The sequence below is a fragment of the Streptomyces sp. NBC_00464 genome, from assembly GCF_036013915.1.
Taxonomy (GTDB): Bacteria; Actinomycetota; Actinomycetes; order Streptomycetales; family Streptomycetaceae; genus Streptomyces.
Genome location: NZ_CP107899.1, coordinates 2,613,424 through 2,638,483 on the forward strand (window position 1 = coordinate 2,613,424; position 25,060 = coordinate 2,638,483).

The following is a 25,060-nucleotide window of genomic DNA, read 5'->3' on the forward strand; positions in this document are numbered from 1 at the left end:
CACGCAAGAGGCCCCGTCCGGTCACTGGATCCGGACGGGGCCTCTTGCTGTCGGGCGTCCACGGCGGGAGGGGCGGGGAAGCCGACCGGCGCCCCGCCCCTCCCCCGGTGCGGTCAGACGCGCACGCCCCCCCGGATGAACCGCAGGTCCGCCGCGTTCGCCTCGGTGACCTTCCACAGTTCCTGCTGCCGGCCGTGCACATCGGCCACCGCCGCCGCGTGGTCGTCGAGCAGCCCGGCCGCCCGTTCCACGAGCCGGGCCCCGAGGTGACGGTCATGGACGGAGATGCCCCACTCGGGCCGCTCGATGTCGGCCAGGAAGTACGCCATCTTCGGGTGCGATATCAGGCTGATGATCGGTGTCCCGCAGCCGAACGGGATCATGCCCGCGTGCCCGCGCATGCCGATGACCAGCTTGGTCCTGGCGTACGTGTCACGGATCTCGTCGTTCCCGAAGTCGTACATCGGGATCACCGGCAGCGCGATGCCGTGCTCGCGCCGCAGGTCGAAGGCGATCCGTTCGTCGTCCAGCGAATGGGCCACGCACTTGACCTCGGCGTGGGCGCCGAGCCCCTTCACCGCGGTGGCCATCTCGGCGAGGAAGTGCGCGTAGTCGTGGCCGAAGCGGAGCCCCGAGCGGTCGTACGCGGCGTTGATCAGCACGGTGTTCTCGCGCTGTACGGGGTCGGTCCAGCCGTCCACCAGCTGCCGGGTGACCGTGGTCGGGCAGGGCTGGAAACGCACCTTGTCGTGCAGGGACGGCGGCAGCAGCTCGCGGACCTTCTCGATCGAGCCGTGGTTGCGCAGCCCGAAGAACGAGGAGCGCTCGACCAGTCTGCGCAGCGAGGAGAGGAACCGGTCGCGGCCGTGGCCGTAGGCCTGGCCGTCGAAGGCGTTGAACCCGACCGCGTACACCATGACGGGTACGTCGATCCGCTCCAGCAGTTCGTCGGGGACGTTCCACTGCCAGCCGCTGTTGCCGTTCGGGGCGGTGTCCGGGATGAAGAGCCCGCCGCCGCCGATGACCAGTCCGCGACGGGCGTTGACGCGTTCCAGGGCGGCCTCGTCGAACAGCCGGTGGGCGTGGACGGAGTGCCAGCGGGCCGGGCCGGTGTCGCGGTCGAAGGCCAGCCGGACGCTCTCCGGGAGCAGTTTGTCGCCGGCGTTGCCCTGCCGGTCCATGTAGAAGGCGACGTGGGCGAGTTGCCGGCCGGCGGGTCCCTCTACGGGCGTTTCGGCGTCCGTGGTGCGCTTGTACATCAGCCGGTTCGCCCGGTGGGTCGGGTCGACGCCGAGCCCTTCGAGGGCGTACTGCGCGGCGGTGGTGTCGTCGCCGTGGATCCAGGCGATCTGGGCGAGGCGCGAGAAGGCGGTGGCTGCCCGGTTGGGGGCTGCGGCGGCCAGCAGAAGCTGGATGCGGGCCTCTTCGTAGCGGGAGACGCTCAGCAGCGCGTTGCCGAGCACCTCGTGCGGCCAGGCCTCGTCGACGGGGATCCGGACGCCGCCGAGCAGGTCGGCCGCCTCCTGGTACTCACCGGCGCCGATGTGTGCGAGGGCGACCTTGCGGGCGCTCTCGGGGTCGGCGGTGCGCCGGACGTGCGGAGTGCCGTAGTGCACCAGCAGATCGTGGTGCTTGGCGCCGGGCAGTGCCAGGTACGCGGCGTGGAACGCGGCGTCGGACAGCTCGAACTCACGCCAGCGGTCCTCGGCCTGGCTGTAGCCGGCCTCGCCGCCCTGCCATGGCTTGTGCCGGCCGGTGAAGTGCAGGATCGCGGTGGTGTCGGGCACCGGGAGGTCGCCGGAGAGCCGCCGCTTGACGAAGTTGTAGCGGGCGTCGAGCTGCACGAAGTCGCCGTCGAGTACGGCGTTCAGGATGCCCTGGTCGTGCTTGTCGAGTTCGTAGGTCCCCTTGCGGCCGACTTCGTCGATCTTCGCGCAGAACGGGTCGCTCAGATACTCGCGCTGGATGACCAGCAGCCCGCTGTTGAGCTTGTGCTGCCCGTAGAAGAACTGGGGGACGGCGGCGAGGCCGTCGCGCAGCCTCAGCAGGTCGCCCAGATCGCCGAGGACCACCATGTCGGTGTCCAGCGTGATCACGGTGTCGTAGTCGCGCACCCGGAAGACATCGAGGATGAAGTAGGCCTTGCGCACCAGGTAGTTGTCCTGGTCGCCCTTGGCGTACGTGTCGTAGTGCGCGGCGTCGACTCTGCGGAAGTCGATGCGCGGGTGCAGTGCCCGGATCCGCGCGACGGACGCGGGGCGCAGCCCGTCGTGCAGGACGATGAAGTCCTCGCAGACCGCCGGGTTGGACAGCGCGAGGCTGCGCAGCAGGGTGAGGAAGCCGGGCAGGTAGTTCTCGTCCACGAAGCTCGCGAAGGCGACGCGGCGTTTGCCGGTGAGCGCGTTGGCGGGGGCGCGTGGTGCGGGCGCGGCGGTAGGGGGCGTCGTCGTCATCGCAGTCGGATCCTCATGTCGGTGACGCTCTGGGCGCGTTCCATGACCCACGCCTTTTCGCTGGTGTACTCGTGGACGGCGGTGATGGGCATCTTCATCGCGGCGGGCAGCCGGTAGGCGCCGCTCTCGTAGAAGTCGAAGCCGATCAGGTACAGTTGAGGGCTGACGTCCAGGTGGTCCAGCAGCCACAGCATGTTGAAGCCGCTGGTGGGGATGGCCGGCCAGACGTCCGTGCCGACCCTGCCGATGTTGCGCAGCGGCCAGCGCAGGGATTCGTCGCCGAGGTACTGCTGGGCACCGGGCACCAGCCGGTTGCGCAGCGAGTACTTCCAGTCGCCGGATACCCCGCCGAAGACCAGCCGGGTGTGGACCTTCTGGTCCCAGTTGAAGCCGTGCTTGTGGATGGTGGCGTGGATGTCGGTACGGCTGCCGGTCGCCGCCGGGTCGATCCGGTACGAGTTGAAGCGGACGACCAGGTCGTACGCGTCGATCTCGGCGCCCATCGAACCGTCGCCGACACGGCGGGAGTTGGCGATCAGGCAGATCGACTTGCCCGCGATGCGGTTACGGAACTCGCCGAGCGTCGTCCATTCGACGCCGCCGAACGTGGGGTCGTCGACCGGGCCGCGCATCCGGGCCCGACGCTGACCGGCGTAGAGCTCCACGAGTTCGGTGAGGAGGGTGGGATCGCCGTTGCCCGCGGTGGTGCGGGGACTGCCGCCCCCGCCCGGCGCGCCGCCGGCCTCCAGCGCGAGGGCGACGTACTGGCTGAGGGCCTCCTGGATCTCCGGCACGGGCGCACCTGACCGGTCCTGGGCCAGCAGCGCGCCGATGAGCCGGGACTGCGCCCGGTTCCAGTCGCCGCGCGCGTACAGCGCCAGGCCCTCGGCCCAGGTGTCGGTGACGGACCCTGCGGCGAACGCCGCGGCCTCGGGGCAGCCCTGTTCCAGCTTCCGCAGCAGTTCGCTCTGGCGCTCCGCGCCGGCCCGCAGACCGGCCGTCTTCGCCGCGATTCCGAAGCCGTCCTCGTCGGTGAGGGCGAGGTAGCGCTCGTACGCCTCGACCGCGTCGCTCTCCGCGCCCATCGCCTCCAGGACACGGGCCCGCAGCCGCCAGGCCGCCCGGGACTTCCTGCGCTGGGTCAGCACGGTGTCGGTGATGAGGACGGCGAGCTTCAGCTCGTCCTCGTAACCGCAGTCCAGCGCCTTGGTGCCGACCGCGAGCAGCGGGTCGAGCAGCTGGTCGCCGAGGACCAGCGCGGAGCCCGGCCCGCCTTTGCCGGCGCGCCGCAGCAGCGGGAGCGGGGAGGCCGCCTCGGAGGAGGGCTGCTCCATGGTCGCGTGGGTGGCCAGCAGATTCCGCAGGGCCTCGGCGAGCGCCGTGCGCCGCCGGTCGAGTCCGGCGACCAGCTTCCCGCTGTGCGCGGCGCAGGCCCGCAGACAGGTCTCCAGTTCCGTCGGGCGGACGGCGGCGAGGGAGGGCGTGCCGCCGTCGGGCGGTGTCGGTTCCTCCGCGTCACGCTGCCGTGGCCAACGGGTGCGGGCTTTCGTCATGGCGCTCCAAGCGTCTGCTGCCCGTGGGGGGAAGGGGCGTAGGGAGGGAGGTACGGATGTTCGTCAACCGTTCGTGGTTCCGTAGCACGCTAGGAAACCTGAACGGCCGGAAGATGAACTCGCCCTGTCAGCACGGAAAACTGCCGCCCTCCGTCCGTGGGGGCCGGCCGGCGGGCCGTCACCGGTGCCTCGCTGACCGCCACGCCCCGCGCTCGGAGGCGGCCGTACGCGGGGAGGAACGTCGCGTCACTTCCCCAGTCGGCCGGCGCAGCGCGCCCGGTGGAAGGCGAAGCGCTCCTCGTCCGGATCGACGTACTCCAGAATGTCCAGGGCCGCCTCGGTGTGGCCGTCGGCGGCTTCGGCGTACAGCTGCCAGAGCCCCTCCCGTACCAACTCCGCGCACTCCTCCTCCAGGCCGGGCCGTCCGGCTGCCGCTTCGCTGCGGTGGGACTCGCCCGTGACGAGGAAGCCGAGGGTGCTCAGCAGGGGGCCGCGGACGAAGTCCGGCGGGCGCTCGGCAAGGCCGGCCAGGATCACCGGGACTGCGTGCGGGGCCGCCTCGAAGAGCATGGACTGCTCCTCCAGATGACCGGCGAACGTGTGGCCCACGGTCCGGTCGGGGGCGGTGGCTCCCAGGAGCCGTTCGAAGGTGGTGGGCAGGTGCCCCGCGCCCCTGCCGCAGCCGCAGCGCAGGGCCGCCCAGTCATGGCGCCGAAGCTCCCACTCCCATGCCTTCACAGTCTTCCCCTGCCGATCGTCATCGGGCCCCGCCCGGGGCGATGAGGACGCTCCGCGGTGGAGCGTGCCCGTCGGCACTCTGCACGAGCCGCCGCCGGCGCAGGATGGCCGCGCGGGGACGGCCGCGTGAAGGCTGGCGGGCCATCAGGTGAACCGCCTTTTCACCCGCGGGATTTGGCGATGTTCGATGGCATATTCGACCCATCATGAGGACTCCGTCGATGCTCCGATCGCCGCGTGGCCAGGGTGCCGCCCTGGCCGCCGTACTCACCGTCGCGACCGTCTGCGCCGGCGACGCGGTGGCCCGCAGCTACCCCTTCGGCCCGCACACCCGCAGCGTGAACGACCTGGGCAATCAGTTCGTCCCGTTCCACGCCCGGCTCTGGGACCTGCTGCACGGGCGGGCGGACGGTGGGCTGCTGGTCAACTGGCAGTCGGGCTTCGGCACGAGCTTCCTGCCGGACCTCGGCACGTACCTGACCAGCCCCTTCGCCCTGCTCGTCGGGGTGTTCCCGAGGGACCGGATCGACCTGGCCGTGTACGTGGTCACGCTGGTGAAGACGGGGGCGGCAGCGGCGGCCATGACCTGGCTGCTCACCGCGCTGCGCCGGGGGCGCGGCCGGGAATGGCTGGCGGCCGTGCTCGGTGCGTCGTACGCGCTGTGCGGCTGGTCGGTCGCCGAGGCCGTCTACAACCCGATGTGGCTGGACGGGCTGATCGCCTTCCCGCTGCTGTGTCTGGCCGGCGAGTGGGCACGCACCGGGCGGCGGCCGGTGCTGGGCACGCTCCTGGTGACGCTCGCCTGGGTGTCGAACTTCTACACCGCGTACATGGCCACGCTCGGGGCGGCCCTGGTGCTGGTGGTGCGGCTGCTCCTGGAGGACGGGACGTCGCGGGAGCGGGTCCGGGGTCTGGTGCGCGCGGTGCGGACGGTGCTGATCGGTATCGGTCTGGCCGCGCCGGTGCTGGTGCCGGTGTTCCTGGGGACGCGCCACGCCTACCCGGGCTGGACCCGGGAGTTCGCCCGGGCCGCCTGGCCGGACGTCGCGGCCCGGCTGCTGCCGGCCACGTACGGCTTCTTCAGCCCGGCGGTCTTCCTCGGCACCGGCTCCCTGCTCCTGGCCTGCGTGCTTGCCTTCCACCGTGCCGTGCCGCGCGCGGAGCGGTGGGTGTGGCCGGGGCTGGTGGCTGTGGTGGCGCTGTCGTTGCAGTGGGGGCCCACGCATCTGCTGTGGCACGCCTTCGCGACGCCGAACGGGAGCCCGTTCCGGCAGACGTTCGTCCTCTCCGGCATCGTGGTGATCGCCGCCTGGGCGTCCGTCGCCCAGGCCTGGCCGGACCGGCGGGCGCTGCTGGGCGGGGGCGGGGTGCTGGTGCTGATCGCCGCCGCTGCCGCCCCCAGCGAGCTGGTCACCCGGTGGACCTATCCCCTGTTCGCCGCCGGACTCGTGGCGGCGGTCGGCGCTCTCGCGCTGGTGCGCAGCCGCAGGTTCGTCCTGCTCGCGGCGCTCCTGCTGGTCGGGGCGCAGGCCGGGCAGGCCGCCGCGACCACCGCGTACGCCGACCGGCAGCGGCTGGACCGGCTCGACGACTACGCCCCCTGGGGCGAGCGGCAGAGCGCCCAGGCCGCCGCGGTCGCCGGTGCCGACGGCTGGCCGCGCTACCGCACCGACCCCGGCCTCGAACAGAGCACCGCCAACGATCCGATGCTGGTGGGCGGGCAGGGCGGGGCCTACTACAGCAGCCATACGCCTGACGTGACGACCCGCACCTTCCTCGCTCTGGGCGCCGGCTGGACCTCGCGCGGCCGGGCGCTGCAGAGCCTGGACAACCCGGTGACCGACGCGGTGTTCTCGGTCGGGGCCCGCGTCCATGTGCCGCGCGATCCGCATCAGGTCTGGAACCGCCCGGACCGGCGGCCGGTGACCGTGACCCGGCAGGACGTCCCGCCGCTGGTGACCGTGCGGCCCTCCGGCTCCGGTGCGTCCGGGTGGGGGCGCTCACCGTTCCGCAATCAGGAGAAGCTGCTCGGCGCCTCCGTGTACACCTTGCCCACGACCGCGCTGCGGTCCGCGGACGGCGCGGCCGCCGCCGACAGGAATGCGAGTACCTACGCGACAGGACCCGGCACGTACACGTTGAGCGCGAGCTGCCCGGCGGGCAGCCAGGTGTTTCTGTGGGCGCCCGACCTTTTCGGCACCGCCCGACTGGGTGCGACCGGCGAACCGAACGACATCCGGGGCGATATGCCCGCGCGCCGGGCCGGGATCCTGCCACTGGGCGCCGGTGCGGGCCGGATCGCCGTGACCCTGCGGGCGGAGCGGGCGGGAACCGTCCCGCACGAGGCCGTCGGCTGCCTGGATCCGGGGCGTCTGGCCTCGGCGGTGGAGCAGCTGAAGCACACGGGCGCGACGCGGGTCACCGTCTCGGACGGCACCGTGCACGCCGAACTCCCGCCGCGGACCGAAGGGGTGGCTGTGCTGGCCGCGCCCCGGATCGCGGGCTGGAGCTGCAACGGCCGTCCGGCCGACTCGTATCTCGGCCTGGTGGCGGTGCCGGTCGGCGGGGACCGCACCTCGGTGGACTGCGCCTTCCGGCCGCCGGGGCTGCGCGCCGGGACGATTGCCGGGGCGGCCGCGCTGGCGGCCCTGCTCGCCGTGGCGTTCGGACCGGCGGTCCTGGCGCGTGTACGGCGGCGGCGCGCGCACCCGTGAACGGCACCGGGCGCGCACTCCAGCGCGGCGGCGCTCACCCCGTCCCGTACCGTGCCTCGATGCCCGCGACGATCAGCCGCAGCCCGTCCTCGAAGCGTTCGTCGTAGTTGGCGAAGATCTCCGCGCCGGCCGCTGCGGCCAGCGGGTAGCGGGCCAGGCGTTCCGCGCGTTCCCCGATGTCGAAGCCCTCGCGCTGCTGGTCCGGCATCGGGCGGACGCCCTGCTCCTCGCTGACGAAACCCATCGTGTAGGAGTACGCGGTGGTGCCCGCCCGGACCGCCTGCCACAGCTCGAAGCCCGCGTCGACCATGGTCCGCAGATGGGCTTCGAGCCCGTCCGCGTGCTCGGTGCCGGTGAACTTCGCGCCGCCGTAGACCTTGGCCCCGTCGCGGTAGCGCAGCAGCGCGTTGCGCAGGCCGCAGTTGTACGCGACGAGCTGGTCCTGCCAGCGCTCCGGGGTCGGGCCCGGCAGGCCCTCGTCGAGCATCCGGCGGAACATCACGGTGGCCATCTCGTCGAGCAGCGCCTGCTTGTCCTTGAAGTGCCAGTAGAGCGCGGGCGCCTTGACGTCCAGCTCCTTGGCGATGGCGCGCAGGCTGAGCCCGTCCAGGCCCACCTCGTTCAGCAGCCGCAGCGCCGTGTCGGCCACCCGGGACCGGTCGATCTTCGTCGTACCCACCTCGACAAGTTAACAGCCCCCACCCTTGACAACTTAACAGCGTTAAGCGCAGACTCCGGAACATGGAACTTAACAGCGTTAAGGAAACCGTCACGGAGACCTCGGTCCTCATCGTCGGAGCCGGTCCCTGCGGCCTCGCCCTCGCCTGCGACCTGGCCCGTCGCGGCGTTCCCGCCCTCCTCGTCGAGCAGGCGCCCGCCCTCTTCCCCGGCTCGCGCGGCAAGGGCATCCAGCCCCGCACCCGGGAGGTCCTCGACGACCTCGGGGTCGGCGACGCGGTCCGCGAGCACGGCGGTCCCGCCCCCGTCGGGATGGCCTGGCAGAACGGTGAGCGGATGGGCGAGCACCCCATGTTCCGGGTCGCCGCCCCGACGGACGCGGAGCCGTACGGGGAGCCGTGGATGATGCCGCAGTGGCGCACCCAGGAGATCCTGCTGGCCCGGCTGCGCGAACTGGGCGGTGACGTGGTGTTCTCGACCGCGCTGACCGGCCTCGCCCAGGACGCCGACGGGGTCACCGCGCAGCTGAGCACCGGCCCGGTCCGCGCCTCCTACCTGGTCGCGGCGGACGGCGGGCGCTCCACCGTGCGGCGGGCCCTGGGTATCGCGATGACCGGGGAGACGGTGGACCCGGCCCCGATGCTGGTGGCCGACGTACGGGTCGCGAGCGATGCGCTCGACCGGCTCAACTGGCACATGATGAGCACCGACGCGGGGTTCATCGCGCTCTGCCCGCTGCCCGGGACGGCGGACTTCCAACTGGTCGCCCAGTTCAGGGAGGGCGAGCCGGACATCTCCCTGGAGGGGGTGCGCGCCGTCGTCGCCGAACGCACCCATCTGGACGCGCAGGACGTCACCGAGGTGCTCTGGTCCTCCGACTTCCGCCCGCGCGCCGCCCTCGCCGACCGGTTTCGCGACGGGCGGGTCCTCCTGACCGGGGACGCCGCCCACGTCCACTCCCCCGCGGGCGGCCAGGGGCTCAACACCAGCGTGCAGGACGCGTACAACCTGGGCTGGAAGCTCGGCCAGGTGCTGGGCCACGGGGCGCCCGCGGCCCTGCTCGACAGCTACGAGGAGGAGCGCCGCCCCATCGCCGCGGAGATGCTCGGCCTGTCCACCCGCATCCACCGCGGCGAGCAGGAGCGGGGCGCGGCCGCCCAGCAGCTGGGCCTCGGCTACCGCGAGGGGCCGCTGTCGACGGGACGCGCGGGCGTCCTGGAGGCCGGCGACCGGGCCCCCGACGGGCCGACGGGCGAGCGGCGGCTGTTCGACGTCTTCCGGGGCCCGCACTTCACGCTGCTGGCGGTCGGCACCGACGCGGAGCTGCCGGAGTTCACCGGCTCACAGGTCGAGGTGCACCGCATGGACGCCTACGAGGCGTACGGAAAGGGGCTGTTCCTGGTCCGGCCGGACGGCTACGTCGGCTGGGCGGGCGAGGACGCGACCGGGCTCGCGGAGTACCTCGCACCGCTGGGCCTCGGCCTCAGGGCCGGCTGAGACCGCCGGCCTCCGCCGGCTGTGCCGACCCCGCCGGTCAGACGCTGCTGAGCGAGAGCTTCGCCGCGAAGCCGAGGAACAGCACCCCCGCCGCCGAAGTCGCTCCCGCCGAGAGCCGCTTGCGGCGGCGGAACGCGGCGGACAGCCGGGTGCCGCCGAAGATCAGCATCGACAGGTACAGGAAGCTGGCGATCTGGAGCAGGGTCCCCAGCAGCAGGAAGGAGAGCGCCGGGTAGGCGTACCCGGGGTCGACGAACTGCACGAAGAACGAGATCAGGAACAGGATCGCCTTCGGGTTGAACAGGCTGACCACCAGCGCCCGCCGGTACGGCCGCTCCATGGTGCCCGCGGTCCCGGCCCCGTCCGCCGCCTCGCCCGTGAGCTCCGCCACCCGGCGGTGCCGCTCGCGCCACATGGACACCGCGGCGCGCAGCATCCCGATCGCCAGCCAGGTCAGATAGCCCGCACCGGCGAACTTCACCACGGTGAAGAGCACGGGCGTCGTCTGCAGCAGGGACGAGGCACCGAGCGCGGACAGCGTCATCAGCACGGTGTCCCCGGTCCACACCCCGGCCGCGGCGACATAGCCGGTCCGCACCCCGCGCCGGGCGGCGACGGACAGCACGTACAGGGAATTCGGACCCGGCAGCAGAACGATGAGCACGAGGCCGGCGAGATAGGTCGGAAGGTCGGTGACACCCAGCATGAAACGGAGTCTCGCACGGGCGTACGACACTCCGGAAGCGGGGGTTCCGGTGCGGCGCTCCTGCGAGCGGCGGACCCGCGAAGGTGCCTCAGAACGCATCCGCCGGCACGTACGTCCCCCACACGTCCCGCAGCGCGTCGCACACCTCGCCCACCGTGGCGCGGGCCCGCAGCGCGTCCTTCATCGGGTGGAGCACGTTGTCCGTGCCCTCGGCCGCCTTGCGCAGGGCCGCCAGGGCCGCGTCCACGGCGCCCTGGTCGCGTTCGGCGCGGAGCTTCGCCAGCCGGGCCGCCTGCTGGGCCTCGATCGCCGGGTCGACGCGGAGCGGCTCGTACGGCTCCTCCTCGTCGAGCCGGAAGCGGTTGACGCCGACGACGACGCGCTCGGCGCTGTCCGTCTCCAGGGCGATGCGGTAGGCGCTGCGCTCGATCTCGTTCTTCTGGAAGCCCTGCTCGATCGCGTGGACGGCTCCGCCCATGTCCTCGATCCTGAGCATCAGCTCCAGGGCGGCGGCCTCGACGTCGTCGGTCATCTTCTCGACGACATAGCTGCCCGCGAAGGGGTCGACGGTGGCCGTCACGTCCGTCTCGTACGCCAGGACCTGCTGGGTACGCAGGGCGAGGCGCGCGGACTTGTCCGTAGGGAGCGCGATCGCCTCGTCGAAGGAGTTGGTGTGCAACGACTGCGTGCCGCCCAGGACCGCGGCCAGGCCCTGCACCGCGACGCGCACCAGGTTGACCTCGGGCTGCTGGGCGGTGAGCTGCACGCCGGCCGTCTGGGTGTGGAAGCGGAGCATCAGCGACTTCGGGTTCGAAGCGCCGAACTCCTCCTTCATCACCTTCGCCCAGATCCGCCGGGCGGCGCGGAACTTGGCGACCTCCTCCAGGATCGTCGTACGCGAGACGAAGAAGAAGGAGAGCCGCGGGGCGAAGTCGTCGACGTCCATGCCGGCCGCGACGGCGGTACGCACGTACTCGATGCCGTCCGCGAGCGTGAAGGCGATCTCCTGCGCGGGCGAGGCCCCGGCCTCCGCCATGTGGTAGCCGGAGATCGAGATGGTGTTCCACTTCGGGATCTCGGCCCGGCAGTACTTGAAGATGTCGGCGATCAGCCGCAGCGAGGGCGCGGGCGGGAAGATGTACGTACCGCGGGCGATGTACTCCTTGAGCACGTCGTTCTGGATGGTGCCCGTGAGCTGCTGTGCCGGGACGCCCTGCTCCTCGCCCACCAGCTGGTACATCAGCAGGAGCAGCGCGGCGGGTGCGTTGATCGTCATGGACGTGGAGACCCGGTCCAGCGGGATCCCGTCGAACAGCACGCGCATGTCGTCGATGGAGTCGATGGCCACCCCGACCTTGCCGACCTCGCCGGACGCGATCTCCGCGTCGGAGTCGTGGCCCATCTGGGTGGGCAGGTCGAAGGCGACGGACAGGCCCGTCGTGCCGTTCGCGATGAGCTGCTTGTAGCGGGCGTTGGACTCGGTGGCCGTACCGAAGCCGGCGTACTGGCGCATCGTCCACGGACGTCCGGTGTACATGGTCGGGTACACGCCGCGGGTGAAGGGGTAGGCGCCCGGCTCACCCAGCTTCTCGGCGGGGTCCCAGCCGTCGAGCGTGTCCGGTCCGTAGACCGGCTCGATCGGCAGTCCCGATTCCGACTCGCGCGTCATCTGCTGTGCCTCCCGCTGAAGCTGCCCACTGGCGGCCAGTGGCTCTGGCGACGGACTGTAGCGGCGGGTGCGCAACCGTTGGAGTGGGCCGGGCCGGGACCTTGCTCACAGCCCTGACGCCTGACATCCTCCGGTCCTCGGTGCCGCTTTCCCCATCATGCGCAGGATTGGGCAACCGGGCAGAGCGGGAATCCGTCCCATGAGACAACGCAGATCCAGGGGGCCGAGATGATACGCAGCAGCAGGACCGGGCGCGGCCACGCGCACAGAGGCGGCCGGGGGGCCGGTGCGGCATCCGCCGTCGCCGTGCTGGCACTGGTCGCCGTGACCGCAGGATGCAAGGCCGAGCCCGCCGGCAGCGCGTCGGCCGCACCGTCGGCGAGCAGCTCACCCACCGACGACGCCAAGCCCGGCACGAAGGCACCGGAATCGGCCACGCCGTCCGCGAGCGCGAAGCCGAGCGCGCCGCCGAAGGCCACGCCCGGCTCCACGCCCCCGTCCACGCCGTCGGCCGATCCGCAGGCCGAGGTGCTGATGGCGAGCGGGGCGCAGAGCAAGCAGGTCCGCGAGCTCCAGGCCCGGCTGCGTCAGATCGGCCACTTCGACCGCAGCCCCACGGGCTACTACGGCTCCGTCACGGTCGCCGCCGTGCAGTCGTTCCAGGGCAAGCGCGGGCTGTCCCGTACGGGGAAGACGGACACGCTCACCTGGCAGAAGCTGCTCGGCATGACGCACGCGCCGACGGCCGCCGAGCTGAACCCGCCGACCACCCGTCCGGTCGCGAAGCCGGACAAGCGCTGCATGACGGGCCGGGTGATCTGCATCAGCAAGAACAGCCGGTCGCTGTCCTGGATGATCGACGGCAAGGTCGTCTCGTCGATGGACGTGCGCTTCGGCTCGCAGTACACGCCGACCCGCGAAGGCACCTTCTCCGTCTACTGGAAGTCCCGGCACCACGTGTCGACGATCTACCACACGGCCATGCCGTACGCGATGTTCTTCAGCGGCGGCCAGGCGGTGCACTACTCGTCGGACTTCGCGGCCCGCGGCTACAACGGCGCCTCGCACGGCTGCGTCAACGTCCGGGACGAGGGGAAGATCGCCTCGCTGTTCGACCAGGTCCGCAACGGCGACAAGGTCGTCGTCTACAAGTGAGGTCGTGAAGCCCGCGGGTGCGGCCATGAATGAGGGGCGCGGGCGGGACCGGGGGAACGTGTCCCGCCCGCGCCATTGCGCCGAGCCGTAGGTACGGGGGGAACCCCGGCTCCGGGCGCTGCCGATGACCAGTCGGCTCACTCAGTACTGCGCCCACAGGCAGAAAAACGTCACACCCGGTGGCGCAGCGGCGGTGCGGACCCTCAGCGCGCCGCGAAGGAGAGCGCCGGCGCCGGGGAGTACGAGGACCCGGGGTCCGGGGCGGCGGTGGCGGCCGGGGGCTTGGGGGAAGCGGGGGCGAACCGGATCAGGGGCAGGGTGCGCGAGCCGGTGCCGGACCAGCCGTCGCTGCCGGCCAGGTCGTCGTCGGCGTTGTCGTCGCCGTTCTGGCTGCTGCTCTCTCCGTCGCCGCTCTGAGCACCGGTGCTCCGGCCGTCGGCCTGGTCGAGCATCCGGTCGCAGAACCGGTCGAGGTTGCGGGCCCCGTTGGCCAGCGCTTCGAGGCGGCTTCTGCGCTCTTCGCTGAGCTTGCCGTCGCGGTAGTCGCGGCAGGCCTTCAGGGTCTTGGCGTACCAGGCGGCCGTCTTGTCGCCGGTGTCGCCGGACGTCCCGTCGCCCTCCTGGCTGTCCTGGCCGCCTTGCCCCGGCGTCGCGTCGGCACCGGCCGACGGGCTGTCCTCTGCGCCGTCGGACCGGTTGTCGCCGGTGCCTTCCTCGCTGTCGGGTGCCCCGTCGGTGGTGCGGCCGGCGTCGTCGGGACGGCCGCTCTCCGGGCTGCCGCTCCGGCCGGGACCGGGATTGCCCGGCGTCGCGGTGTCGTCGCCCGGGGATCCGGGCGACGGTGCGGACGTCTCGTCGTCGGTGGTGAGGCCGGAGCCCAGCTCCTCGGGGGACGCCGCGGCCGACACCGAGGTGGCGGGTGTGGGGGTGTGCCGGCCGAAGGGTCCGGGCAGCACCCCGGTCCCGGCGGCCACGGCCACCCCGCCGATCGCGCAGCACGCGAGGGAGGCGACCAGGCCGAAGCGGATCGGCCGGCTCCAGCGGATCGGGCGGTGGCCGCGGGTACCCGCGGCCACCGACGCCGCACCGGAGCCGGCCGGGCGTATGTGTACGGGCGCGAGCATCCCGGAATCGGACGCGGACTCGCCGGATCCGTCCGCCCCGGCGGTCCGGGCGGCGCGCACCGAATCCGCCGGCGCGGACACGGCGGTGGCAGGGCGGGCGGCGCGGAACGCGGCCAGTGCGGCGGCCTCGCCGGGCAGTTCGGCGTCGGCGGGGCGGACGGTGCGGGCCGCGGCGTCCAGGGCGGCCGCGAGTCTTTCGGCGTCCTGCCGGGACCGGCCGTCGGCAGGGTCGACCGGTTCGCGGCGGAGCAATTTCTCCGCCGCTTCCTTGTCAAGCCATTCGTGCTGCTCGTCGGCCATCACATGTCCTTCTGCGTCCACAGACGCGAATGCGTCACACCGGCGGGCGCCACCAGGCCGGTGCGGGAGAGGCGTTGCGCGGGAACGGCGCCGAGTTCCGCCGTCCGGCCCGCCCCGTTCGCCTGCGGGGACTGCGCCGGGGCCGTGTCGTCGGCCGGCCCCCTGGGCGCGCCGACCCCGCCGTCAGGTCCGCCGCCGCGCGGAAGGCTCCCTTCCGCGGAACCGGCCGCCGGCGGACCGCCGTCGCCACCCGGGCGCCCGGCACCGTCCGCGGCGTCCGCAACGTCCGCGCCATCGGTCCGCAGCAGTTCGGCGAGCCGCTTCAGCCCGCGGTGCGCGGCGGTGCGGACCGCACCGGGCCGCTTGCCCAGCGTCTGCGCCGCGCTCTTCGCGTCGAGACCGACCACCACGCGCAGCACCACGGCCTCGGCCTGGTCCTGCGGCAGCTGGGCGATGAGCGACATCGTGCGGCCGGTGGCCAGCGCCTCGATCGCCTCGTCGGCCGTGTCGGACCCGGCCGGTTTCTCGGACAGCTCCGTCTCGTCACCGCCGATGGCGGGCCGCCTGCCGCGCATCCGCAGATGGTCCAGGGCCCGGTTACGCGCTATCCGCGCCGCCCACCCCCGGAACCGGTCGGCGTCACCGCTGAAACGGTCGAGGTCCCTGGCTATCTGCAGCCACGACTCGGACGCCACGTCCTCGGCATCCGGCTCCCCCACCAGTGTTCGTATGTAGCCCAGCAGCCGCGGCTGCACAGCGCGGTACACAGTACGGAAGGCGTCCTCGTCCCCGTCCTGCGCCGCGAGCACCGCGGCAGTAAGCCCCGCGTCGTCCCCCAGCACTCCCTCAACCCTGCCCTGCTGTCCTGAATCGCAGCTGGTCACCACTGCCGCGCCACCCTGCGCGACTCAGCACGCTACGTCCTTCGCGGGCATCACGTCCACGACTTGTACAACTCGCAACATTGCGCGGACAGCGCGAGGTGTGACAGAAAACGCAGTCACGGCGCTGAGATGAGTACGGGGCCGTCCTGCGGCCCCGCGGAAGACGACCGGGGCCTCTCCTGTGGGGGGTGGCGGCCCCGGTCGTCCTCCATTTTCCCCCTCTGACCGGGGAAAACGTGGCTCGCAGACTCGTGACGTGGCCAACGCGTGGCCAACGCATCCGGGCACGGCGCATCGCACCAGGGGCGTCCGGGCACGGTGGGTGCCCGTCAGTCGTACCGGGCGGGGCTGGGGGCGGGCCAGAAGCCGAGCAGGTCGCCCGCTGCCAGGCCCAGGGAGCGTTCGATATCTGCCGGGGCGGTCTGCTGGAGGTGGTCGGCGGCTATGGCCGCCAGCTCGTGCCAGTACCCACGCAGGGTCGACTCCGACAAGTGCATGGTCCGGCTCATCTCGCTGTACGTCTGGCCGCGTGCCCGGCCCGCCAGGACCTGACGCTGACGGGGGGACAGGATGGTGAGCGAGCCCTTGCGGACGAGGAGTTCGGTGAGCGCGATGAGGCTCTGGGGAACCACGACCTGTCCCGCGGCGAACTGCGCGATGGACTCGGCGACCTCAGGCAGGGGCGCGGACTTGCGGATCAGGCCGCGTGCGCCCGCGGCCAGGCAGGCCGCCAGAACGAATCGTCGTTCCTCCTGCGTGTAGAGGCAGACCCGGTATCCGGCGGCGACGAGGTCGGTGACGGCGGCGACGCCCTGGGTGGTGTTCCGCTGGCCGCTGTTCGTCAGGTGGAGGTCGAGGAGGATGATGTCGGCGGCCGGGCGCGCGCTCAGGGCTTCCTCGGTCCGGGCGAAGGTCGCCACGAAGGTGATGTCGGGCAGCAGGGTGGGCAGTCCGAGCCGGATCGCGGTGGCGTCCTCGATGAGGATGGCGGTGACGCCGGTCATGGGCGGAGCTTCCCTTCGATGGTGATCCGGGTACCCAGGCCAGGACCCGAGGCGATGCTCGCGGTAAGCGCGTGCCGTTCGAGTTCGGCGAGAACCTGGCGCCCCAGTCCGGTGCCCAGGGTAGTGGTGGCGGTGTCGAAGCCGATGCCGTTGTCGCGGATGGTGACGATCCAGCGGGCACGGTCCCGTTCGGCATCGGCGTGGACGATGACCATCGTGGCGCGTGCGTGGCGGCGGACGTTGTGCAGGACGCCGGCCATGGCGCCGCGCACCGCCTCGGCGGTTGCCGGGTCCACCGTCACGCCGTCGGCCAGGTCCAGGGCGGGTTCGAGGCCGAGGTCCGCGAATCCCGACATCCCCTCGTTCAGGACGTCGAGGAGCGCCACGTCACCGGTCGCGCCGGGTTTGCCGGCGCAGGACCGGTACGGGGCGTCGGGTCCGTCGCGCAGGTACGCGCGCATCCGCCGGATCTCGGCGGCGGCCTGTTCGCAGAGCTGGGCGCGAGTGGCGGCGGGGAGGGTGGGATCGGTGAGCAGATGCATGATCGCGATGGAGTCGTGCATGGTGAGCTCGGCACGCCGCTTCTCCTCGTCACGGGCGAGTTCGGCGACCTGGGCGCGCGCGGCGTCGGCGTCGGCGGCGACGCGGCTGATGTAGCGGACGATGATCCGTGCGATGCAGCCGAGGACCAGGAGAGTCAGAATGTTGCCGGTGATCGTCGAGTGACTGGCGAAGTCGGTGGCCTCGGCGGTGAAGAATACGTAGGCGGCGGTCACGACGGTGACCATGACGCACCAGGTAGCGATGCGCAGTCCCGCCATACCCACCACCACGGCCACGGAGTACCCGGGTGCCCAGCCGACCCAGGATCCGACGCGGTCCTGCACCGGCACCACGAGGGTGCCCAGGACGAGGAACACGGTGCACAGCGCCGCATCCACGACCACGCCGGCCGGTGACAGCCCGCGGCGCCGCAGCACGGCAACCATGAGGACAACAGCAGCGTTCGCGGCGGCGAGCAGCCAGAGCACGAGGTAGAGGCGGGGCCTTGGGCTCACCTCCATACCGAAAGGCAACGAGGGCAGCATCTGCAGGATCGTCCCGGCACGTGCGCAGCCGTAGGTGAGCGCGAGGACGTTCTCCACCCCGGCGGCCGACGTGCGCGCCGTCAGTCGGCCTCGCGACACCGCAGCACCCTGCCCGACTCGTCCGCCACACTCCCCGAGCACACGCCGACGTTCCGTCTCGAGATCCTTCTCCACACGGCTGCTTCGGCGAGTGGAGGCCGCTGCCCGACGGGCGCCGTGGGCGCGGCGGAGCGGCACCTCCCCGAGGCGACAAGTCCGCGCTTTCGTTGGGTTGACGCCTCCACGAGCCCGTCCTTTGATGGAGGGGCCGCCACGGGAGTCGCACTGTGCTCCAGGGTGACGGACGAGCTCCGATTTCCGTCCCGTCCACGCATGTTGGAGAGCACCAGTGAACGCACACACCCCCTCCGCTCGTTCGCGGGTGTGTCCCGGGAGGCGGCGGGGCCGTTCCCTCCCGACGGGCGCCGGGTCCCCCCTTGCCGCCGGATTCTCCTTGGCTGTGCCGCCGATGACCGCGAGAGGCGGCTTCCCGGCTCACCCCGCTTGATTTCATCGAACATTGCCACCGGCCCGCACGATACCTTTTTCGTAGGCGTATATGACGGCGTGCACCCGGTTGCGCAACGCGAGCTTCCCCAGCATGCGCTGAACATGGGATTTAACCGTGCTTTCACTCAGGAAAAGCGCTTCCGAAATTTCTGCATTGGAATACCCGCGGGTAACGAGTTCCAGCACATCGCGTTCTCTGGGAGTTATTCCGATATCTTCCAGCGGTAGATCCGGAACATTCGCCCGCGTCACCTGCGGGGGCTCTTCGGCGTCCGGTTCCTCGCTCTCGCGGTGCGGCACGACCAGCCGATAGCCGGCGCCGATCATGCGGACGGCGGCAGCGATGCACTCGGGGCTGGCCCGGCTGTCCAGTACCCCCCAGGAGCCCGCCGCCTGCCAGCTGTGCACCACCCGGTCCAGCCGCGGCACCATGACCAGCACTTTTGGGCCGACCTCGCCCGCGCCGGCGACGAGCAGTCTGATCTCCGCGGAGGAGTGCGGTTCGAAGTCCTGGCCGTCGATGATCACGACGTCCGGCGAGAGCTTGGCGAGACTGGGCAGTGCGCTCGCCGGGTCGGCGGCCACGCCGACTACATCCAGACCCGCTTCACGGCCCAGCAGAACACTCAGCCCAACCCTCGAAACAGCGCTCGGATCCACCAGAAATACCCTGGCGGCAGCCTCTTGCATTACTTGCCCCCGTACGCGTAATCCAAGCTTCCAGATGCAGAATATGACCCTAGCATGTCCGTCACATCGCGGGCCATATTGAGAATTAGAGAAGGCCACCTCCGTGCGCAATTCCGGAGGGATGCACCGATCCGTCCGTCATCGTTTACAGCCCCATTCGACGGGCGCGATCTCCCGAAGAGCGGAAGAGACCCGCACTTCCCCGGTATGAAATCACCCGGGTCCGAAATCCGGTGCGCCCGGTTGCCGGTCCACGGGGTGCTCAACAGGCGGTTCCGCCGGTGGAGGCAGACGGCGGGGGCGGCAGGGGTCCGGTGAGGTAGTGCTGGATGGCCGGGCCGACGCATGCCGCGAGGTGATCGACGTCGGCCTCGGTGAGGGGCTGGAGGGTGAGGATGTGCCGGCCCATCGCCAGGCCCACGAGGTGGGTGGCGGCCAGGGTGATGCGCAGGCCCGGCTGGTCCCGGCCGGAGGCCGCGGCCAGCGGACCGAGGATCGTGGAGGTGAGCACCTGCTTGAGGATGTCCGCGGCCTCCGGATCGGACATGCCCGTGCGGACCATGGCGGCCAGCGGACGTGCGGTGGACGGGTCCTGCCACATCGTCAGATAGAGGCGGACGATGTAGCGGCCTATGTCCTTCATGTCGCCCGCAACGAGTCCGGGCAACTGGCCGACGAGCGGCTCCGGCAGTTGCACGGTGGCGGCGAACAGGTCGCGCTTGGTGCCGAAGAAGTGGTGCACCAGTGCCGGGTTGACATCGGCGGCGGCGGCGACGGCGCGGATCGTCGTGGCGCCGTAGGTGCGGCTGGCGAACAACTCCCTGGCGGCCTCCAGGATCCGCACGCGGGTCTCGGTCTCGCCGGAACGGCTTCCCGCGGGCCGTCCGCGGCTGCGTCGAGGGGTGGGGCCTGTCGTTGTCACCCCCCCATCCTACTTAGCCGGAGATCATCTCATTTGGCTTCTCTGCGGCAGCAGATGACCTCCGACCCGCACTTGCCCCGGCCGACAGGATTCGAGCCCGTCAACTCCCCCCTTTCAGGGCCCGCATGTTCACCGAGTCGATCGCGCATCTCGACCAGTCCAGGTCTCCGCCGGAGCCGAGTTCGTCCAGGACCAGGCGGTGGAGCCCGACCCAGACCCGATCCCTTGTCCATTCGGCGAACCGGCGGTGCGCAGTTGCCCCGGACGGCCCGAACGACGCCGATGGCAGCTGCTGCCAGGCGCAGCCCGACGTGGCCACGAACACGATCGCCGCCAGAACCTCCCGATCACCGTGGCGGCGCCGGCCACCCCCTTGGGGGCGCGACGGCGCCTCCGGCACCACCCGCTGGAACAACTCCCACAACTCATCCGGCACCAGCCGCTCAACGATCCCCACCATGATCGACAGGGTACCGAGCCCCACCAAATGAGATGGCTCGTAAATAAACGCTTGTTGCATTTCCTCTTCCGCGCCCCCTACCGTGTGCCCAGTCCGGCCCGCCCTCCGGCGGCACTTCGGGCGTGGACCGGCCCTCATTCCGGAGGCGGACCGGGGCAGAAGCGGCCCGTCACACAAACAGTTGGGTGACGCCATGTGGGCGATGATCCTCAAGGAATTTCTCGAACTGCGCCGGGACAGACGGACGATGGCGATGATCATCGCCCTGCCGCTCCTGCTCCTGGTGATCTTCGGCTACGCGGCGAACTTCCATGTCGACGAGCTGGAGACACGCGTGGTGGGCCCCCGGGCCGAACAGGTGGCCCAGCAGCTCAGCTCGCCGTTCGACGTCGCATCGGTGCGGCCCGACGAGGGACGCGAGGATGCCGAGCAGGCATTGCGGTCGGAGAGGGCCGCGGTCGTGATCGTCACCTCCGACGGGGGCGAGAAGCCGAAGGCGCTGATCGACGGCTCGCAGCTCTTCTCCGCGCAGTCGGCGTCGGCCGCGGTGGCGGCGAGCAACGGCGCGCTCGAACCCGAGGTCCTGTTCAACCCGCGGTTGAAGACCTCGTGGGTGATGGTGCCCGCCCTGGTCGGCATGATCATGGCCTTCATCGGCACGATCGTGACCGCGATCGGGCTGGTCCGCGAACGACAGGCCGGCACTCTGGAGCAGCTCGCGGTGATGCCCTTCCGGCCCTCGGACGTGATCGCCGGGAAGATCGCGCCCTACTTCGTGCTGGCAGCGGTGGACATGGTGCTGGTCACCGTCATCGGATGCCTGCTGTTCGGAGTGCCCTTCACGGGCAACGTGGCGATCTTCGCGCTGGGGGCGGCGCTGTTCCTCTTCGTGGTGCTGGGTCTGGGCGTCCTCATCTCGACGCTCTCCCAGAACCAGGGCCAGGCCATGCAGATGGCGCTGATGACGGTGATGCCGCAGATCCTGCTCTCCGGCATGATCTTCCCGCTGGCCGCGATGGCCGCGGGTGTGCGCTGGATCGGATATGTCCTGCCACTGACGTACTTCAACATGATCTCCAACGGGGTCATGCTGCGGGACGCGCCGGTGTCTTCGCTCGCCCTGCCGCTCGGGGTGCTGGCGCTGATGGCGGTGCTGGTGTTCTCCGCCGCGGTGCTGCGCTTCCGCCGCGACCTGGCGCCCGGCGCACCCAGGCGGACGACCGCCCCCCGGACCTCCTCGCCGGTGGGAGAGGGACGATGAGCCGCCTGCTTTCCACGTCCGGACAGGACGTGCCGTCCGCCGGGACACCGGGTCCCTCCGACGGCTGGGGGATTTTCGGGGCCACCGTCGTGCTGGACCGCACCACGGCTCTGGAGGACGTCACGCTCGCCACCCCTCGCGGCGAGGTGACCGCCGTGGTCGGAGGAGACGGCGCGGGCAAGACGACACTGCTGCGCACGCTGGTGGGCCGGGTGCGGGTGAGCGGCGGCAGAGTGAGCGGTCCCCCGTCCGCACGCTGCGGGTTCATGCCCACCGGTGCCTCCGGGGTCTGGCGCGACCTGTCAGTCGAGGAGAACCTCGAATTCGTCGCTGCCGCCCACAAGCTGGGCGGGCGGAAGCTGACCGAACGGAAGAGCGAACTCCTGGCGGCAGCCGGTCTGACCGATGCGGTGGGCCGGCTCGCGAAGGACCTGTCCGGAGGCATGCGGCAGAAGCTCGCGTTCTGCCTGGCCATCCTGCACCGCCCGGACCTGCTGGTGCTCGACGAGCCCAGCACCGGCGTCGACCCGGTCAGCCGGGTGGACCTGTGGCGGCTGATCTCCCGGGCCGCGGCCGAGTCCACGGCCGTCGTCATGGCCACCACCTACCTCGACGAGGCGGAACGGGCCACCACCTGCCTGGTCCTGGACCACGGCACCACCCTGGCTTCCGGCGCCCCCGCCGAGATCCTGGAGAGGACACCGGGCACGCTGACCACCGGCCGCGCCCCCGCCGGCCCTGCGGAGCTGTCCTGGCGCCGCGGCTACGAGACCCGGTCCTGGCACCCGGGACCACCCCGCGACGGAGAAGACCCCATCCCCGCAGACATGGAGGACAGCGTGATCGTCTACACCTTGGCGGCGCAACGGGCCGGAGACAACTCGTGAACGCCCCCCAGGCCGCGCGGCCCCTGGCCTCGGTGGTCTCCGTCGGCAGGCGCTACGGCTCCTTCACCGCCGTGGACGACGTGAGCATGCAGGTGGGCGCGGGCGAGATCGTCGGCCTGCTCGGCGCGAACGGCGCGGGCAAGACCACCCTGATCCGGCTGATGCTGGGCCTGTCAGTCCCCACCAGCGGGTCCGTCGCCCTGTTCGGGCAGACCCCCGACCGCACCACCCGCCGCCGGCTGGGCTATGTCCCGCAAGGCCTGGGACTGTGGGAGTCGCTGAGCGTTGCGCAGAATCTGCGCTTCGCCAACGCCGCCTTCGGCGTCGACGACCCGAAGCTGCCGCCCGCCCTGCGGGCCGTCCGCGACCGGCCGGTCGGAGCGATCGGCCTGGGGCTGCAACGGCAGCTGGCCTTCACCATCGCGCTCGCGCACGAGCCCGAGCTACTGGTGCTGGACGAGCCGACCTCGGGTGTGGACCCGCTCTCGCGGGCCCGGCTGTGGGACGCCGTGCACGCCGAGGCCGACCGGGGCGCCGGTGTGCTGGTCACCACCCACTACATGCAGGAGGCCCAGCAGTGCGACCGGCTGGTGCTGATGTCGCACGGCAGGGCGGTGGCGGAGGGAACGGAGAGGGACATCATCGGCGCCACCACCGCCTGCGAGGTCGACACCGAGCAGTGGTCCACCGCCTTCGAGGCACTGGACCGGGCCTCGCTGCCGGTCACACTCGCCGGCCGGCGGGTCCGGCTGGCCGACACCTCGCCCGACACCGTCCGTGTCACGCTGAGCGCGGCGGGCGTGGCCGCCGACAGCCGCGAGGTCCCCGCCACGCTGGAGGAGACCATGACCGTCATCGACCGGGCCGCCGCCACCCGCGTCTGACATCGGATTCAGGACGGCCGGCCACTGCGTCGCCAAGCGCCCACGCCCGGGACGGGGACCTCGGTCATCGGGAAGGCCCGTGCGGGTGGGCGGGCACCCCCTGCCCGCCCGCTGCCCGCGGCCGCCGCCGCGTCTGCCCTCTCCTTGGTGAGCCGAGCCCAGAGCACCATCAGGGCAGCCAGTTCCTCGGGCGCCGGGGCGCCGCGCACCACCCGCACGTGCGAGCCGCTCACAGCGGGATGTTCCCGTGCTTGCGAGGGAGGTGGGAGACCCGCTTGTCGGCCAGGGCCCGCAGCGCCGACGCCACCTCGCGGCGGGTCTCCCGCGGCATGATCACCGCGTCCACATAGCCCCGTTCGGCGGCCCGGTAGGGGTTGCACAGGGCATCCTCGTACTCGGTGCGCAGCCGGTTCGCGGTTTCCACGGGGTCGTCGGCCAGCTCGACCTCCTTGCGGTGGAGCACGGTGACCGCGCTCTGGCCGCCCATGACGGCGATCTCGGCCGTGGGCCAGGCGAGGTTGACGTCGACGCCCAGGTGCTTGGAGCCCATCACCCCGTAACCACCGCCGTACGCCTTGCGGGTGACCACGGTGACAGTGGGGACGGTGGCCTCGGCGTAGGCGTAGATCAGTTTCGCGCCGCGGCGGATGATGCCGGCGCGCTCCTGGTCCAGGCCGGGCAGGAACCCCGGGACGTCCACGAAGGACAGGACCGGGACGTGGAAGGCGTCGCAGGTGCGGATGAAGCGGGCGGCCTTCTCGCTGGCGTCGATGTCGAGGGCGCCGGCCATCATCTGCGGCTGGTTGGCGACCACGCCGACGCTGCGGCCCTCGACCCGGCCGAAGCCGCAGATCATGTTGCGGGCGAACAGCGGCTGCACCTCCAGGAGTTCACCGTCGTCGAGGACGGTACTCAGCACCTGGTGCATGTCGTAGGGGCGGTTCTGCTCGTCGGGGACGAGGGTGTCCAGGGCGAGGTCGGCCGGGGAGAAGGTGTCGGGGTCCACCACCGGGGCGTACGCGTCGACCGGCGCCTCGGACATGTTGTTGCTCGGCAGGTACCCGAGCAACAACCGCACGTACTCGAAGGCGTCCTTCTCGTCACGGGCCAGGTAGTGGGCGTTGCCCGAGACGGTGCTGTGCAGGGCGGCACCTCCCAGTTCCTCGCGGTCGACGCGCTGGCCGGTGACGGCGTGCAGCACCTCCGGGCCGGTGACGAACATGTGCGAGATGCCGTCGACCATCACCACGAAATCAGTGATGGCCGGGGCGTAGACAGCGCCGCCCGCGCAGGGCCCGGTCATCAGGGAGATCTGCGGGATCACCCCGGAGCCCTGGACCTGGAGCCTCACCATCTCGGCGTAGTGGGCGAGGGCGACCACGCCCTCCTGGATGCGGGCGCCGCCGGAGTCGTTGATACCGATGACGGGGCAGCCGATGCGCAGGGCCAGCTCCATCACCTTGTTGATCTTCTCGCCGTACACCTCGCCGAGTGCGCCGCCGAAGACAGTGAAGTCCTGGGCGAACAGGCACACCCGGCGTCCGTCGACGGTGGCATGGCCGGTGACGACGCCGTCGCCGAGGGGGCGGTGGCGCTGCATGCCGAAGTCGTGGCTGCGGTGGCGGGCCAAAGCGTCCAGCTCGACGAAACTGCCGGGGTCGACCAGGGCCTCGATGCGCTCGCGGGCGGTCAGCTTGCCCTTCTCGTGCTGTCTGCGCACGCTGGGCGCCTCCTCGGCGGCCGCGCGCAGTTCCTCGCGGCGGGCCTCCAGTTCGGCAAGCCGGGCCGCGGTGCTGCGGCGAGTGCGCTGGGCCGGGATGCGGGGTGGGTCCGGGGTGGGCCCC

General features: G+C 71.5%; 20 protein-coding genes and 1 pseudogene. 6 read left to right on the forward strand and 15 right to left on the reverse strand.

Annotated features, from left to right (window positions below; translation table 11 throughout):
• Positions 1-113: 113 nt before the first annotated feature.
• The 3 genes from OG912_RS11410 to OG912_RS11420 all read right to left on the reverse strand — a co-directional run bounded on the left by OG912_RS11410 (position 114) and on the right by OG912_RS11420 (position 4,744).
• Positions 114-2,453 carry a glycosyltransferase gene (locus tag OG912_RS11410; protein ID WP_327709260.1) on the reverse strand — a complete coding sequence of 780 codons (2,340 nt, stop codon included), beginning with the start codon at positions 2,451-2,453 and terminating at the stop codon, positions 114-116.
• Positions 2,450-4,006 (reverse strand): hypothetical protein, encoded by a 1,557-nt coding sequence (locus OG912_RS11415; protein WP_327709261.1) that lies wholly within the window; start codon positions 4,004-4,006, stop codon positions 2,450-2,452. The genes OG912_RS11410 and OG912_RS11415 overlap by 4 nt, the downstream gene beginning before the upstream one ends.
• Before the next feature lie 246 nt (positions 4,007-4,252).
• Entirely contained in the window at positions 4,253-4,744 is a 492-nt protein-coding gene (locus OG912_RS11420) for a hypothetical protein (RefSeq protein WP_327709262.1), read from the reverse strand.
• A 206-nt stretch (positions 4,745-4,950) separates the two neighbouring features.
• On the opposite strand from OG912_RS11420, the gene OG912_RS11425 reads away from it, so the two are divergent.
• Positions 4,951-7,458, forward strand: coding sequence for a YfhO family protein (locus OG912_RS11425; protein WP_327709263.1), 2,508 nt, complete (start codon positions 4,951-4,953; stop codon positions 7,456-7,458).
• 34 nt (positions 7,459-7,492) lie between these two features.
• Here the strand turns inward: OG912_RS11425 and OG912_RS11430 are convergent, their stop codons facing one another.
• Positions 7,493-8,137, reverse strand: a complete 645-nt coding sequence (locus OG912_RS11430; RefSeq protein ID WP_327709264.1) for a TetR/AcrR family transcriptional regulator C-terminal domain-containing protein — start codon at positions 8,135-8,137, stop codon at positions 7,493-7,495.
• 62 nt (positions 8,138-8,199) lie between these two features.
• Between OG912_RS11430 and OG912_RS11435 the strand changes: the two genes are divergently transcribed.
• Complete coding sequence (locus OG912_RS11435; RefSeq protein WP_327709265.1) at positions 8,200-9,633, forward strand: FAD-dependent monooxygenase; 1,434 nt, start codon at positions 8,200-8,202, stop codon at positions 9,631-9,633.
• Positions 9,634-9,670: 37 nt separating this feature from the next.
• Here OG912_RS11435 and leuE read toward each other — a convergent pair whose 3' ends face one another.
• On the reverse strand, positions 9,671-10,339 hold the full coding sequence (leuE, locus tag OG912_RS11440; RefSeq protein WP_327709266.1) for a leucine efflux protein LeuE: 669 nt from the start codon (positions 10,337-10,339) through the stop codon (positions 9,671-9,673).
• Between the two features lie 88 nt (positions 10,340-10,427).
• Positions 10,428-12,008: an acyl-CoA mutase large subunit family protein gene (locus tag OG912_RS11445; protein ID WP_327709267.1), complete on the reverse strand. Its 1,581-nt coding sequence runs from the start codon at positions 12,006-12,008 to the stop codon at positions 10,428-10,430.
• Between the two features lie 228 nt (positions 12,009-12,236).
• On the opposite strand from OG912_RS11445, the gene OG912_RS11450 reads away from it, so the two are divergent.
• Positions 12,237-13,163, forward strand: coding sequence for a L,D-transpeptidase family protein (locus OG912_RS11450; protein WP_327709268.1), 927 nt, complete (start codon positions 12,237-12,239; stop codon positions 13,161-13,163).
• 203 nt (positions 13,164-13,366) lie between these two features.
• Here the strand turns inward: OG912_RS11450 and OG912_RS11455 are convergent, their stop codons facing one another.
• The 7 genes and pseudogenes from OG912_RS11455 to OG912_RS11485 all read right to left on the reverse strand — a co-directional run.
• On the reverse strand, positions 13,367-14,587 hold the full coding sequence (locus OG912_RS11455; RefSeq protein ID WP_327709269.1) for a hypothetical protein: 1,221 nt from the start codon (positions 14,585-14,587) through the stop codon (positions 13,367-13,369).
• Positions 14,587-15,429, reverse strand: a complete 843-nt coding sequence (locus OG912_RS11460; RefSeq protein WP_327709270.1) for an RNA polymerase sigma factor — start codon at positions 15,427-15,429, stop codon at positions 14,587-14,589. Before OG912_RS11460 ends, OG912_RS11455 begins: the two co-directional genes overlap by 1 nt.
• Before the next feature lie 371 nt (positions 15,430-15,800).
• A complete protein-coding gene (locus OG912_RS11465; RefSeq protein WP_327709271.1) occupies positions 15,801-16,475 on the reverse strand; it encodes a DNA-binding response regulator in 675 nt (224 codons plus the stop codon).
• Positions 16,472-17,662 carry an ATP-binding protein gene (locus OG912_RS11470; protein WP_327709272.1) on the reverse strand — a complete coding sequence of 397 codons (1,191 nt, stop codon included), beginning with the start codon at positions 17,660-17,662 and terminating at the stop codon, positions 16,472-16,474. Before OG912_RS11470 ends, OG912_RS11465 begins: the two co-directional genes overlap by 4 nt.
• A gap of 450 nt (positions 17,663-18,112) precedes the next feature.
• Positions 18,113-18,802 (reverse strand): response regulator transcription factor, encoded by a 690-nt coding sequence (locus OG912_RS11475; RefSeq protein WP_327709273.1) that lies wholly within the window; start codon positions 18,800-18,802, stop codon positions 18,113-18,115.
• Positions 18,803-19,064: 262 nt separating this feature from the next.
• Positions 19,065-19,724, reverse strand: coding sequence for a TetR/AcrR family transcriptional regulator (locus tag OG912_RS11480; RefSeq protein ID WP_327709274.1), 660 nt, complete (start codon positions 19,722-19,724; stop codon positions 19,065-19,067).
• Positions 19,725-19,780: 56 nt separating this feature from the next.
• A pseudogene (locus OG912_RS11485) lies at positions 19,781-20,184 on the reverse strand (transposase); the annotation flags it as partial.
• Between the two features lie 193 nt (positions 20,185-20,377).
• Between OG912_RS11485 and OG912_RS11490 the strand changes: the two are divergent.
• The 3 genes from OG912_RS11490 to OG912_RS11500 are packed head-to-tail and all read left to right on the forward strand — an operon-like array spanning position 20,378 to position 23,216.
• The gene (locus OG912_RS11490) at positions 20,378-21,445 is read left to right on the forward strand and encodes an ABC transporter permease (RefSeq protein WP_327709275.1); all 1,068 of its coding nucleotides are present in this window, start codon (positions 20,378-20,380) and stop codon (positions 21,443-21,445) included.
• On the forward strand, positions 21,442-22,332 hold the full coding sequence (locus OG912_RS11495; RefSeq protein ID WP_327709276.1) for an ABC transporter ATP-binding protein: 891 nt from the start codon (positions 21,442-21,444) through the stop codon (positions 22,330-22,332). The genes OG912_RS11490 and OG912_RS11495 overlap by 4 nt, the downstream gene beginning before the upstream one ends.
• The gene (locus tag OG912_RS11500; protein ID WP_327709277.1) at positions 22,329-23,216 is read left to right on the forward strand and encodes an ABC transporter ATP-binding protein; all 888 of its coding nucleotides are present in this window, start codon (positions 22,329-22,331) and stop codon (positions 23,214-23,216) included. The genes OG912_RS11495 and OG912_RS11500 overlap by 4 nt, the downstream gene beginning before the upstream one ends.
• An 8-nt stretch (positions 23,217-23,224) precedes the next feature.
• On the opposite strand, the gene OG912_RS11505 is transcribed toward OG912_RS11500, so the two are convergent.
• Together OG912_RS11505 and OG912_RS11510 are read right to left on the reverse strand one after the other, a co-directional pair.
• Positions 23,225-23,449, reverse strand: coding sequence for an acyl-CoA carboxylase epsilon subunit (locus tag OG912_RS11505; RefSeq protein WP_327709278.1), 225 nt, complete (start codon positions 23,447-23,449; stop codon positions 23,225-23,227).
• Entirely contained in the window at positions 23,446-25,035 is a 1,590-nt protein-coding gene (locus OG912_RS11510; protein WP_327713394.1) for an acyl-CoA carboxylase subunit beta, read from the reverse strand. The genes OG912_RS11505 and OG912_RS11510 overlap by 4 nt, the downstream gene beginning before the upstream one ends.
• Positions 25,036-25,060 lie beyond the last annotated feature (25 nt).